Below are 13,074 nucleotides of genomic sequence, written 5' to 3' on the forward strand. Positions count from 1 at the left end.
AATTCACTCCCCACTTTGCTTAATTCCACAAACTGGACAGTAAGTAGAGTTTTTATCGATATGCTCATTACATGAAATACAATTTACCGTTTCACCTTCATTTTCTACTGCTAACATCGGGTTAGGCTTTCCACACGAACCACAAAACTTATCATTTATTGATAAAGGTCCACCACATTCACATGTAGCTTTTTCACCTTGTTGTTTTTGCAATTCAACAATGCGTTTTCTTGCTTGATAAATAGCTACATCAAATTCTTGAACTGGAGCAATCATTTCTTTTAAGCTCGCTTCATTTACTCCATTTCCTCTTAATTGAACGTACACTTGCTGTCCAACCTCTAATAGAACCTCTGCTTTTTTCTGCATTTGCACTTGCATTCCTTTTTTCAATTGAGCAATTTCTTGTGCAACTTGCAACTTCATTTTCCCTTGTTCTATTCCTTCTTGTAACTTATTCATTCCACTACCTAACTTCGTCTGTAAATCTGACAAATCATTTCTCCTCCTATACGTATATATTCATATATAAAATTAACATTTTATATATTACCATGATTTTCAAGTTATGTAATCCAAATTTCATTTTTTCTGTTTTGAGCATTTTTTGTTTATAATGGTAAAGGAAAGAAATATGTGTACGGAGGAATATTATGCTGCAACACTCAATTACGAAAGATGAAATTATGATGATTGCGAATGAGTTCGTTCAAGGACTAGATCCACAGCAAACAGCTGATCAGGAACATGTCGCTACAGCTCGGCACCTATATCGTAGTGGTGTTGTCTACAACGTTGACTTTGATGGTTATACACTATCAGGAACTGTAGATGCGGAAGGCAACGTATATAGCGTTCATATTCCGATTCGTAACGTCGCTGAAAGTTATTGTGATTGCTTCGCACCAACACAATGTGAGCATATGCTTGCTGTATTACTATCTGCAGCGTCTAGTTTCGGGCAAGTAGGAGATGTATTAACTTTATTTAAAAATAATACGAAACCTTCCCTTCCTCCTATTCGAACTGCAAGACAAGTATTGCAATCATCAGCTTTTGAAGAAACCGATTATAAAAGTTGGCAATCGTATTTTGAAAAAGAATATGAATCATTTAAAAAAGAACAAGCTCGGCTTACTTATAAACAAATGTATTTTCTTATGAGTATCTTTACAGATTTCTATACGAAACTTGAGCGGAAAGCTCCGCGTGTCATTGCGATACATGAATTATTCAGGTTACACGCAGCACTTTACTGCTTTCAAAAGTTATTAGAAGAAATTCAGGCATTCGACGCAAACAAAACGTATTCTTATCACCAACCTGTTAATGTCATTCGCCTATTTGTAGACAAAGTGGAATCCATCGTTCGGGACTTACAATCAGAAGCGATTCCTTCAGAGTCTGAAATAATTTTACAAGAAACAGCTCGTCTCGTTCATGAAGTATTCTTCTCTACCGACACTTATACGCAAGAGCGATTTTTCATTTATCGTCACATATGGAGTGAACTTTTAAACAATAAAGAGAAAATACAAGAAGAAGAAAAACGAATCGATACGAAAATCAATCCACTATCCAAAGCGTTAGCGTCTTCCCATCTTCTCTTTTTGAATGACGAAGATCTACTAGCGATGGACTTACTAAAAAAACAGCCTGCTTCTGTTGTGAGTCTATACTTCTATTGGTTAGAAGAACTATTAAGTGCCATGCAGTGGGATCGTGCGAAAAATTGGCTTTCCTTTACGTATAAACAAGTAAAGAAAACAATCCAAGATCACGAAAATACGATTTTTATAAAAGATGTCGTTCGCCTATTTGTAATCATGTATGAAACATATGCAACACATACAAATGAACAAGCGGGTTTCGAAATGATCTTACAAGAACTATTACCGTATAGTTTCACAAACTATGAACAGTACGTACTCGCGAAAAAACAGTATCGCACATGGGCAGAGCTTCATCTCCTATATGGATTTGAAGCAATTGAACTGTTAAAAGAGCCACTGAAAGATATTGAAAAAGAAGCGCCAGAAGCGGCACTTCCTCTTTACCATCTTGCTGCTGTAGAGGCGATTGAAGAACGAAATCGCAAATCATATAAACGCGCAGTTCGTTACTTAAAGAAATTACGCACATTATATAAACGATTAAAACGCACCGATGAATGGGATGCTTTCATTATTCACATCGCCAATCTCCATTCACGTCTGCGTGCACTACAAGAGGAATTACGGAAAGGAAAATTAATCGATGATCAATCAAACTGAAGTAACAATTAGGCTCCAGCATGTTAGTCAAGGTTGGTTCCTTTGGGGAGAAGATGACAGCGGTACTCCATTATCCGTAACAAGTTGGAAACGAAATGCATTCACATGGCACTCCACTTCTTTCTACGGTACTTCTCTAAAAGAAGCAACCTTCGAAGGAAAACAAGGTGTGCTGCTAACAAATGCACAAGCCTTTGAATACATTGCAAACAAACCGATGAATTCATTTGCACATATGCAAATAAACGGACCTATTACAGCCCTTACGAAAGATGCAAATGAATTATGGGATGCCTTTACGAGTGGTAGCTTCGTACCAGATATGAATCATTGGTCCAAACAACCATCTTGGAAAGTTCAAAATACACCAATTGAAGATGACACATTAGCATCTCTTTTCTCAGCAGCAGTTAATGAAAGCATATTACAAGATAATCGCTCAAATGACGGCTGGGAAGATGCCAAAAGACTATATGAACATTACGACTTTACGAAAAGACAATTGGAAACAGCACTACATGAAGAAGATTGGCTTCGAAAAATTGGTTATATTGAAGATGATCTTCCGTTTACAATCGGACTAAGATTGCAAGAACCACAAGAAGAATTTGAAATGTGGAAGCTTGAAACAATTGTGACACCAAAGCGCGGGGCGCATCGCATATATGTATATGAAAACATCGATTCCTTACCGAAAAGATGGCACGATTACGAAGAACGGATTACAGAGACACAAGAAGGTTTTAGTAAGCTCATACCGTGGTTAAAAGAAGGAGATACGTTCCGAAATGAGCTCTTTGAAACCGAAGCGTGGAACTTCTTAACAGAAGCAAGCAATGAATTACTTGCAGCCGGCATTACAATTTTACTACCATCATGGTGGCAAAATTTAAAAGCAACAAAACCGAAATTACGTGTTCAGTTGAAGCAAAATACAGCACAAACACAATCGTTCTTCGGTATGAATACGCTCGTTAATTTTGACTGGCGCATTTCGACGAACGGCATTGATTTATCGGAAAGCGAATTTTTCGAACTCGTTGAACAAAACAAACGTCTATTTAATATAAACGGTCAATGGATGCGACTAGATCCAGCCTTTATCGAAGAAGTAAGAAAACTCATGAACCGTGCCGATAAATACGGACTAGAGATGAAAGATGTCCTGCAGCAACATTTATCAAATACGGCTGAAACGGAAATTGTAGAAGATAATAGCCCGTTTACTGATATTGAAATCGAACTAGATGGATATTATGAAGAACTCTTCCAGAAGCTGCTTCATATTGGAGATATTCCAAAAGTAGATGTCCCTACTTCACTAAACGCAACACTTCGTCCGTATCAACAACACGGTATTGAATGGTTATTATATTTACGAAAGCTTGGATTTGGAGCATTGCTAGCTGACGATATGGGACTCGGGAAAAGTATTCAAACAATCTCTTACTTACTATATATAAAAGAAAACAATCTCAAAAAAGGCCCTGCATTAATCGTAGCACCGACATCTGTTCTTGGAAATTGGCAAAAAGAATTTGAGCGTTTCGCACCGAATTTACGTGTTCAATTACATTACGGAAGTAATAGAGATAAGGGCAATTCATTTGAAGATTTCCTTCAATCAGCAGATGTTGTATTAACATCTTATGCATTGGCTCAACTCGATGAGGAAGAACTAACTTCATTATGCTGGGATGCTGTTATTTTGGATGAAGCACAAAATATTAAGAACCCACATACGAAACAGTCGAAAGCAGTACGAAACTTGCAAGCAAATCACAAAATCGCTTTAACTGGTACGCCGATGGAAAATCGCCTCGCTGAACTTTGGTCCATTTTTGACTTTATTAATCATGGATATCTCGGAAGCTTAGGGCAATTCCAGCGCCGCTTCGTCACACCGATTGAAAAAGATCGTGATGAAGGAAAAATCCAGCAAGTTCAACGGTTTATCTCACCATTTTTACTGCGCCGAACGAAGAAAGATCAAACAGTCGCATTAAATTTACCAGATAAACAAGAACAAAAAGCTTATTGTCCTCTTACTGGTGAACAAGCTTCCTTATATGAACAACTTGTTCAAGATACACTGCAAAATGTAGAAGGATTAAGCGGAATTGAAAGACGCGGCTTTATATTACTTATGCTGAACAAGCTAAAACAAATTTGTAATCATCCAGCTCTTTATTTAAAAGAAGAAGAGCCACAAAATGTCGTTGAACGCTCTATGAAAACAAAAATATTAATGGAGCTCATCGAAAATATAAAAGATCAAAATGAAAGTTGCCTCATCTTCACTCAATACATCGGCATGGGGAACATGCTAAAACGTGTGCTAGAAGAAAAATTCGGCCAGCGTGTCCTCTTCTTAAACGGTAGTGTACCGAAAAAAGATCGTGACAAGATGATTGAGGAATTCCAAAATGAAACGTATGACATTTTCATCTTATCTTTAAAAGCTGGCGGAACAGGACTAAACTTAACCGCTGCCAACCATGTCATTCACTACGACCGTTGGTGGAATCCAGCTGTGGAAAATCAAGCGACGGACCGCGCATATCGCATTGGTCAAAAACGATTTGTTCATGTTCACAAACTCATTACTACAGGAACATTAGAAGAAAAAATCGATGAAATGCTAGAGAGAAAACAATCTCTAAACAATGCGGTCATCACAAGCGATAGTTGGATGACTGAACTATCAACAGACGAACTAAAAGAATTACTTGGTGTATAAACATAAAACAAAAAGAGCTAATCTCAAAATGAGATTAGCTCTTTTTTCTATTCCAAAACCAATTACTTATTATAATCCCGGTTAATCCGCCGCACGTATCAAGCAATGAATCTTGCCACATTGGTGTACGGTCCCCCGTATACCATTGATGAATTTCATCAAATGTTGCATAACCTGCAACGAAAAGAAGGGCATATATAAAACATCTTTTCCTCGAATGACCTGATCGATGAAAAGCGTAATAAATCAATGAACCTAGCATAAAGAACACCATAAAATGAGCACCTTTACGAAGGAAAAACTCAATAAATCCGCCTACACCTTTATTCGCAATACTAACAGGGGTTCCTCCACCATAATCGATAGATACCCATGAAAAATGCTCTTTCACAAATTCAACATTCACATATTGTTCAATATCTGAACGCATATCCTGCTTTTTATATGGTTGTGCCGAAGAATAGAAAATCAGCCCCATCCATAGTAATACAGGAATCCAAAATAACCATTTACGATTCATTATCCAGAATTCTCCTCTCTTAATCTTTTAAGGGTACCAAAAAAAAGAAAAAATTTCACGCCAAAACATGACATTTGTACCCTATTTATAAAGTGAAAGGAGGTGATACACATGGCAATTGAAACAATCGTAATGGATTTAACTTTACGTCTTGTCTTAAACAACGGATTAGATAAGAACGGCAAAACAGTTTTCAAGAGCAAACAATTTAAACGTGTTAAAACAAATGCGAGCTTAGATCAAGTACACAACGTAGCTCATGCTCTCGCTTCCTTACAAGCATCACCACTTCACGCTGTACAACTTGTTAGCACATCAGATCTTTCTAAACTATAAAGTAAAACTCGGATCAGTAGGGATTTTATTCATCCCCGCTGATTATTAGCCGCAATTTAACCAGCAGACCCGAGTCCCGTAAATAGCTGGATAAATACAAAGGAGGGAATAACACATGCAAGTACTAGAGTTAATTTTCGCGAAAGAAGATGGAAAAACAGTCGTTTTTTCTATCGATACGCCCATCACACCAATCGATGCACAAGTCGTAAATCAAGTAATGGATACAATCCTTGCCTCATCTGTATTTTCATCCATTGATGAAAATACAAGAAAAAAGGGAGCTCGCCTTGTAGAAAAAAATGTATCTGAAGTTCCAATTACTCTATAAAATGAAAAAGACGAATCTGCATCATTTTGCAGATTCGTCTTTTTTCTTCGGCATTTCAATCGGAATAAAAATCTTTGAAAAACCGACGCATACGTACTTATAATGTTCTTCACCTATATCAAACTCAGTCGTATATGTTGAGAAGAATATATAATCATTTCGCTTCGTATAATGATCAATTAATAACCCAACTTGTGGCTCAACATACTTTTTCGCTAACTTTTTACCGGCCGATGCCAAGTCGCCAAGGAGACCCTCTTCATTCTCTTTTTGAACTTCATCTAGCTTCTTACTCACATCATTACGCTTCATAAACTGCTTCGCTGCCCATTCTGTATATTCTCCTTTACTCGGATTGCTGTTTGCTAAATATACTAGGAGAATGACAACTAAAGCCATAATAATATACTTTTTCTTCATACTATATCACCGCCTACTCTTTTCTATTTTCATATATATGTACAAGCGATGCAAATTAGAAAGACTATCACCTATTGATTGTAAACGAATAGCCAAAATTTACAATATGAAATAGAATATTAACAATCAATTTACTTAATTTATATATAATTATATTCAGAATGAGAATTATAAGGGAGGATATAGAATTATGGATAATGAAAACAACATTTTTATTTCTAGTTCTACAATGATGCTTGAACCATGTAAACACCCTTATTACCGTACAAAAATCATCGACAGTAGCGGAAACCATCTTTACTCCTGTCAGACCGCTCTCCAACTTATACAGAAATCTTGTCTAACAAATATTCATTCTACTTATCAAGGGAGACGTAATGCCGTAAAAACAAAATTTAAATTTAAACAAAACGTCCCAATTCCGATCAACCATAGAGAATATATTTGTGCTTTCCCAACAGAATCTCCTGCTTCTCCAAATTGTATTTGGCTTTTCTTCAAACATGTTCATACAATAGAGTTTTTCCAAAAAGCTAAACAAGCTAAAATTCATTTTTCAAACGGAGCTACCGTAACGATACAAATTAGTTCCCATAAGTTAAGTCAGCAATTATGGAAAGCTGGATATGTATTATCCCAAATGAACATGCAAGATTCATCACCTTAATAACAAATAGAATGGAAGGTAGTATTTCCTTACCTTCCATTCTATTTGCTATTTTTATCCTCTTACACTATCTCGCATTTTCTCGAGTGCTTGCCGATACATCCATCTTACTTGATAATATGTCATTTCCGTCTCTAAAGCGATTTCTCCCATCGTCTTTCCTACAAAAAAACGTTCAAAAATAATATACTTCTCCTTCTCATCTAACACACTCATAAAATCCTTCACTCTTATTTCAACATCTTCAAAATGAAAAATATCCTCATACTCACCTACACATACACATCTTTCTTGTACAGTAGATTCTTTCTTCAATCTTTCTAATATATAACCACGCACCGTTACAAGTGCATATGCAGGGAAACACCCCTTCTCCGCATCAAATCTTTCATATGCATGCCAAAGACCAATTAAACCACATTGATAATACTCTTCATAATCTTGGCGAATACCTAATTTCTTTATTTGATTTACAATCATCCCTTCATACAAAACAACTGCCTCTGTAAAAGTCGCTGGCTTCACACAGTACCCGTTTCTAAAAGGTATACCTTTCTAGTATTCCGCGGTACCTTCACAATATAAAAATAAAGAAAAGATTTCACTGTGAGTAATTTCAAATACTACCGACGGAATTTGAAATTACACTATGTAGTATTTGAAATTTTGTTGGTGGTATTTGAAATAAGGGTAAAAATAAAAAAGGTGACTCTCTTGAAGAGTCACCCTTTCTATTTTATTTCCTTATTGGAACATACCTTGTAAAGCTCCCATTCCAAGAGTTAAAACAAAGAAAACAATAGTAATAATTGTTGCCTGCTTTTTAGTTAAACCTGCTGTAATTTGAAGACCTAGCCATGTAACTGCATATCCCCAGATTGTAAACACTTCAAATTTACTTACAATACCTTTTACAACACCACTACTTGAGGCGAAAATCGGTTCTAGGCCAGTGTACATTTCTTGACCCGTTCCACCTAAAATATATGCTAAAATCGTATTTATTAATAAACCAAGTAATGAAATAACACTTGAATATACAGTAATCGCTAATAATTTTTTATAAGAAGTATCATTGCTTATAAACACCATTAACACTTTATACACCACGGCACTAAGTAGAAAGACAAATGCCATACTAATAGCAATTACCCCAAATCCCATACCGTATGTCATTGCAGCTGAAACAGTAACACCTAATTCCTTATTAAGGTTAATTGCCTCAGGTGTTAGAGAATATACATAAGCAGCAAATCCCCCAACAAGCCCAGCTATTAAAACCAGTAGCCAAAATGCACCCCAAACTGCATTACTCGTCTTCATTCTCTCAAACTGCTCACCTGGAGAAGTAATCATTCCAAATAATGATGGCTTTTTTGAAACTACATCTTGCGTATTAATATTCGCTTCCATTATAACGCCTCCTTCTATTTATATAACCCGTTCTAACGGGCGGTTCACTTCCTCATGCAAGAGGCTACGAACCGCCCACTAGAACGGTAATGTGTAGTTCTACCACACTATTAATTATTCATAACGCAATGCTTCAATTGGATCTAATTTCGCAGCTTTGTTCGCTGGAATTAATCCGAAAATAATACCAAGTGTCATCGAGAACAGTACGCCCCCAACGACAACTTCCCATGAAACGAGTGGTGGCCATTTTGCGAATGTAGAAACGATATATGCTCCGCCATACCCAAGACCAATTCCGATCAAACCACCTAGAAGTGTTAACATAACTGCTTCAATTAAAAACTGTAATAAAATTTTACTACGCGTTGCTCCAAGTGCTTTACGTACACCAATTTCACGCGTACGCTCCGTTACAGATACAAGCATGATGTTCATAACACCAATTCCACCAACGACTAATGAAATACCAGCGATACCACCGATGATCATTGTCATAATACCGGTCATCTTCGAAATACCTTCTTGAATTTCTTTTAAATTCATAACTTCATATTTACCAGTTGCATCAGTCGGTTTACGACTATTTAATACATCTGCAGCTTTTTTACCTGCTTTTTCTAGATTATCTACATTTTTTGCTTGAACAGAGATATTTTGAATTTCATCTTTCCCATACAGTGTCGGCCATAACGAAATTGGAACTAGTGCTTCTGATGGTCCCATTCCCATAAACTCATTATCTGATTTGTAGACACCGATAATTTGCATCGGTTGACCTTTCATTTCAATAATTTTACCGACTGGATTGGCATCCTTAAACACCTTTTCTTCCATTTGTTTACTAATCATGACAACGTTATTACCTTGATCCACATCTGATTCTTGTAAAGAACGTCCCTTTAACAACTTTACTTTATTTACTGCAAAGTACTCACTATCTAATCCAGTAATACTCACCATTTCTTTTTTATCTTCAATATCAAGTGGTTCCATGGTTGAATTTGTTGTTACCACATGTGCGATTTCTGGAATTTTTTTAATTTCAAAAATGTCTTCTTCAGTTATCTTCGGTGCTTCTACCATTCCCATACCGAAAGGATCGTTTATATCTGCACTATAATGAATCGGAACCGTTTGATTACCTGCCCCAACAAACTGCGATTTCAATGCAGCTTCCCCGCCTTGCCCAATTGCAACGACAGTAATAATCGAACCTACCCCGATAATAATACCGAGCATCGTAAGAGCTGAACGTAGTTTATGAGCTAAAATAGAAGATAGGGCAATTTTTATACTATCTAGTAAACTCATACCGCACACCTTCTATCTTCTGTAACTTTCCCGTCTCGCAGTACAATGCGGCGGGAAGAATACGCTGCTACTTCCTCTTCATGCGTAACCATAACAATTGTTGTACCTTCTGCATTAAGCTTCGTGAAAATATCCATAACTTGCTCACCAGACTTCGTATCAAGTGCACCAGTCGGTTCATCGGCCATAATGAACGTTGGGTTATTCGCAATCGCTCTTGCAATCGCTACACGCTGCTTCTGTCCACCGGATAACTCATTTGGTAAATGATGCACGCGGTCTGCTAATCCAACTTTACCTAACGCCTCCAAAGCACGCTTGCGACGCTCCGCTTTCTTCACGCCACCGTATACGAGCGGAAGCTCAACATTTTCCACTGCGGAAAGACGAGGCAGTAAATTAAAATGCTGGAATACAAAGCCAATATATTCATTACGAATTAAAGCAAGCTTTGACTCGTCTGCTGTTAAGATATTCACGTCATTCAGCACATATTCGCCTTCTGTTGGACGATCTAAACAACCGATAATGTTCATAAGCGTTGACTTACCAGAACCAGACGGTCCCATAATCGAAACGAACTCACCACTCTGAATCGTTAAACTAATACCATGCAAAATCGGCACCGCCAATTTTCCTTGATAATACGTTTTAGCAATATTATTTAACGTAATCATTTCTCTTTCACTTCCATTCCGTCATACACATCGTCGGAAGGATTTTTAACCACCTTTTGCCCCACTGTTACGCCTTCTACAACCTCTGTCCAGTCTCCATCAGTAGAACCTTTTTTCACATTTTGTTTACGAAGCTTCCCTTTATCCTCAACATAAACAAATGCATCATCGCCTTTTTCTACAATGCTTTTACTTGGAACAGCAATCATCGTCTTATTCTCTAAGTTTACTTGCAGGGAAACGTGATAACCTGGAGATAAACCATCTTGACTATCAAGGCTAGCTTTATATGTATATTGGGACATATTTTGAGTTGCTTCACCCATGCCGCCAGCTTGCGCCATCTCTGCACTTGTTGGGAACTCACTTACCTCTGTAATCTTACCTGTCCACTTCTTCTTATTATTTGCTTTTGCCGTTACAGTGAATGTTTGATCCTTTTGAATTTGTGACTTCTGAAGCTCAGTTAACGTACCTTGAACTTGGAATGGATCTTTAGAAGCTACTTGTAAAAACGCTTTTCCTTGACCACCTAACGCTTGAGATGAACTTTGTGTCGCATCTTTATCTAACTTTTGAACAACACCAGCGAAATTACTATAAATCGTAAGCTCTTTCTGCTTCTTACTTAACTCTTCTTTCTGCAACTTTCCTTTTTCTTTCTCAAGATCAGTTGTCTTTTGAGCTATCTCTAACTCGTTTACTTGCTCGTCCATCGGATCTGTTACTTCTTTTCCAGCTCCGCTATCTTTCGCCTTCTTAATTTCTTTCTTTAACGAATCAATCTTCTTTTTCCCTTGATCATAACGCATATCCGCCATCTTCTGATCAAGCTCAGCTTGCTTCATTTGAAGGTTAATCTCTTCATTGTCATAAGAGAATAACTTCGTACCTTTTTCTACCTCTTGCCCTTCTTTTACCTCAATATCTTTCACTTTTCCTTTGGCCGGATCTGCATAGAAGCTTTCAATATTACCAGGCTTCACCTGACCAGAAATTAACTTTGTATTATTCAGCTTACGCTCTGTCACTTTCTCAAAACTTACAGCATCAGCATTTGTTGATGCACCCTTCTTCTTACCTTGCATAACAAAAATATTAATTGCCGCTACAATAACAATTAGTGCAATAACCCCAATAATAATCCATTTCTTCTTCTTGTTTGGAGTACGAACCGTATTTGGTAACATATTCTCTCTCCCTTTATAAATTAATAGTTTAATAAATAACATAATTGTATAAAACTTTCTGAAAATAAACTGTATATTATTACAATCTTTTTACAAAGTTTTACACATCCATTTATATTGTAACAAAAATTCCAATGATTAGAAATATGACATTATATCTTTTAAGATAGATTTAAGGAAAGGAAAAAGAGCAATTTTAATTGAATGGAAGCCATTCTTTATTAACAAACTTCTTGCCAAAATGAATTATTAAAATCATTTCCCTAATTGCACCATCGCTATTTTGTCATATATATTTGACATTTCATCTATTCAATTATAAAATGTCACATATAAATGACATTTCGGTACACGAGGTCTAAAACCATCAATAGGAGGGTTATATTTGAATAACGTTAAACAATATCGAAAATCTGAAGGCCTATCGCAGCTAGAATTAGCTAAAAAAGTTAACGTAGCGAGACAGACAATAAATTTAATTGAAAACAATAAATATAATCCCTCTTTAGCCTTATGTATCGAATTAGCAAAAGCACTAAAAACAGATTTAAATAGTCTATTTTGGGAGGGAGATTAAATGATGAAAATTGAATGGAAAGAAAGAGTTTATAATAGTTTTGTTGGAACACTAAGTGAGAGAGATGAATACCAAAAACAAGAAATCAATAAAGAGTTATCTGTAGCTGGAATTGGTTTGTGGTGGTTAAATATGTTGGTAATGCTTATTATGTTACTTGTTGATACTATGAATCACACAATATCTATAGGGACAATATTCATTTTTCTATCTAATATGATTTATGCTAATTACTTAGCCTTTAAATTCAAGAAAAAAAGTTTAAGTGATACTGAATGTGCAACAAAAGAAGAATATTTACAACACAAGAAAAAATTAAGAAAAGCTGGCTTAAAAGCAGGTCTGCTTTGGGGCTTTCAAATGTTTGTTTTTATGAATTATATCCTTCCCTATGTAGGCTCAGAAGAAATCTCTATTTCTTTATTTGATGTTGTGCTTTGGGGTTGCGCTGGCGGATTTTTCGGTCTAACTATGTACGTAATTGGTTTATTAAATCTAAAAAAATTATATTAATTAACAAAAATCATTTATATATTAAATTGCAATTTTACATACTGTTTGTTTTTTCTAATATAAAAGCTATCCAATCACGCACAATTGGATAGCCTTTTCAAAT

Annotated in this window: 15 protein-coding genes; 7 read left to right on the top strand and 8 right to left on the bottom strand. The window is 36.2% G+C overall.

All coding sequences use genetic code 11. The annotated features are described in order from the left end of the window. Positions 1 to 3: 3 nt before the first annotated feature. Positions 4 to 495, bottom strand: a complete 492-nt coding sequence (locus MHH27_RS27075; RefSeq protein WP_001281749.1) for a zinc ribbon domain-containing protein — start codon at positions 493 to 495, stop codon at positions 4 to 6. A gap of 158 nt (positions 496 to 653) precedes the next feature. Here MHH27_RS27075 and MHH27_RS27080 point away from each other — a divergent pair, with 158 nt between their 5' ends. Both MHH27_RS27080 and MHH27_RS27085 read left to right on the top strand, forming a co-directional pair. Beyond that, complete coding sequence (locus MHH27_RS27080) at positions 654 to 2,273, top strand: SWIM zinc finger family protein (protein WP_000939149.1); 1,620 nt, start codon at positions 654 to 656, stop codon at positions 2,271 to 2,273. Then, positions 2,257 to 5,013: a DEAD/DEAH box helicase gene (locus MHH27_RS27085; RefSeq protein WP_098508392.1), complete on the top strand. Its 2,757-nt coding sequence runs from the start codon at positions 2,257 to 2,259 to the stop codon at positions 5,011 to 5,013. Before MHH27_RS27080 ends, MHH27_RS27085 begins: the two co-directional genes overlap by 17 nt. A gap of 34 nt (positions 5,014 to 5,047) precedes the next feature. On the opposite strand, the gene MHH27_RS27090 is transcribed toward MHH27_RS27085, so the two are convergent. Then, positions 5,048 to 5,533, bottom strand: a complete 486-nt coding sequence (locus MHH27_RS27090) for a VanZ family protein (protein WP_023523524.1) — start codon at positions 5,531 to 5,533, stop codon at positions 5,048 to 5,050. A 111-nt stretch (positions 5,534 to 5,644) separates the two neighbouring features. On the opposite strand from MHH27_RS27090, the gene MHH27_RS27095 reads away from it, so the two are divergent. Together MHH27_RS27095 and MHH27_RS27100 are read left to right on the top strand one after the other, a co-directional pair. Then, on the top strand, positions 5,645 to 5,869 hold the full coding sequence (locus tag MHH27_RS27095; protein ID WP_000963861.1) for a DUF1659 domain-containing protein: 225 nt from the start codon (positions 5,645 to 5,647) through the stop codon (positions 5,867 to 5,869). Positions 5,870 to 5,984: 115 nt separating this feature from the next. Further along, positions 5,985 to 6,200: a DUF2922 domain-containing protein gene (locus MHH27_RS27100; RefSeq protein WP_001197593.1), complete on the top strand. Its 216-nt coding sequence runs from the start codon at positions 5,985 to 5,987 to the stop codon at positions 6,198 to 6,200. A gap of 21 nt (positions 6,201 to 6,221) precedes the next feature. On the opposite strand, the gene MHH27_RS27105 is transcribed toward MHH27_RS27100, so the two are convergent. Continuing rightward, the gene (locus tag MHH27_RS27105; RefSeq protein ID WP_000731400.1) at positions 6,222 to 6,620 is read right to left on the bottom strand and encodes a DUF4359 domain-containing protein; all 399 of its coding nucleotides are present in this window, start codon (positions 6,618 to 6,620) and stop codon (positions 6,222 to 6,224) included. A 190-nt stretch (positions 6,621 to 6,810) separates the two neighbouring features. Here MHH27_RS27105 and MHH27_RS27110 point away from each other — a divergent pair, with 190 nt between their 5' ends. Beyond that, positions 6,811 to 7,287, top strand: coding sequence for a competence protein ComK (locus MHH27_RS27110; protein ID WP_029443634.1), 477 nt, complete (start codon positions 6,811 to 6,813; stop codon positions 7,285 to 7,287). 54 nt (positions 7,288 to 7,341) lie between these two features. On the opposite strand, the gene MHH27_RS27115 is transcribed toward MHH27_RS27110, so the two are convergent. From MHH27_RS27115 to MHH27_RS27135, 5 genes are all read right to left on the bottom strand, one after another. After that, positions 7,342 to 7,812 carry a sigma-70 family RNA polymerase sigma factor gene (locus MHH27_RS27115; RefSeq protein WP_071713997.1) on the bottom strand — a complete coding sequence of 157 codons (471 nt, stop codon included), beginning with the start codon at positions 7,810 to 7,812 and terminating at the stop codon, positions 7,342 to 7,344. 219 nt (positions 7,813 to 8,031) lie between these two features. Further along, positions 8,032 to 8,700, bottom strand: coding sequence for a Yip1 family protein (locus MHH27_RS27120; protein ID WP_061660879.1), 669 nt, complete (start codon positions 8,698 to 8,700; stop codon positions 8,032 to 8,034). 114 nt (positions 8,701 to 8,814) lie between these two features. Then, complete coding sequence (locus MHH27_RS27125; RefSeq protein WP_053563340.1) at positions 8,815 to 10,014, bottom strand: ABC transporter permease; 1,200 nt, start codon at positions 10,012 to 10,014, stop codon at positions 8,815 to 8,817. Further along, a complete protein-coding gene (locus tag MHH27_RS27130) occupies positions 10,011 to 10,691 on the bottom strand; it encodes an ABC transporter ATP-binding protein (protein ID WP_000631630.1) in 681 nt (226 codons plus the stop codon). The genes MHH27_RS27125 and MHH27_RS27130 overlap by 4 nt, the downstream gene beginning before the upstream one ends. Beyond that, positions 10,688 to 11,881: an efflux RND transporter periplasmic adaptor subunit gene (locus MHH27_RS27135; RefSeq protein ID WP_340944671.1), complete on the bottom strand. Its 1,194-nt coding sequence runs from the start codon at positions 11,879 to 11,881 to the stop codon at positions 10,688 to 10,690. The genes MHH27_RS27130 and MHH27_RS27135 overlap by 4 nt, the downstream gene beginning before the upstream one ends. A gap of 385 nt (positions 11,882 to 12,266) precedes the next feature. Between MHH27_RS27135 and MHH27_RS27140 the strand changes: the two genes are divergently transcribed. Together MHH27_RS27140 and MHH27_RS27145 are read left to right on the top strand one after the other, a co-directional pair. After that, the gene (locus MHH27_RS27140; RefSeq protein WP_001067016.1) at positions 12,267 to 12,458 is read left to right on the top strand and encodes a helix-turn-helix transcriptional regulator; all 192 of its coding nucleotides are present in this window, start codon (positions 12,267 to 12,269) and stop codon (positions 12,456 to 12,458) included. Next, complete coding sequence (locus MHH27_RS27145; protein WP_098284361.1) at positions 12,459 to 12,971, top strand: DUF3278 domain-containing protein; 513 nt, start codon at positions 12,459 to 12,461, stop codon at positions 12,969 to 12,971. Positions 12,972 to 13,074 lie beyond the last annotated feature (103 nt).

This window comes from Bacillus sp. FSL L8-0152 (genome assembly GCF_038006365.1).
GTDB classification, from domain to species: domain Bacteria; phylum Bacillota; class Bacilli; order Bacillales; family Bacillaceae_G; genus Bacillus_A; species Bacillus_A cereus.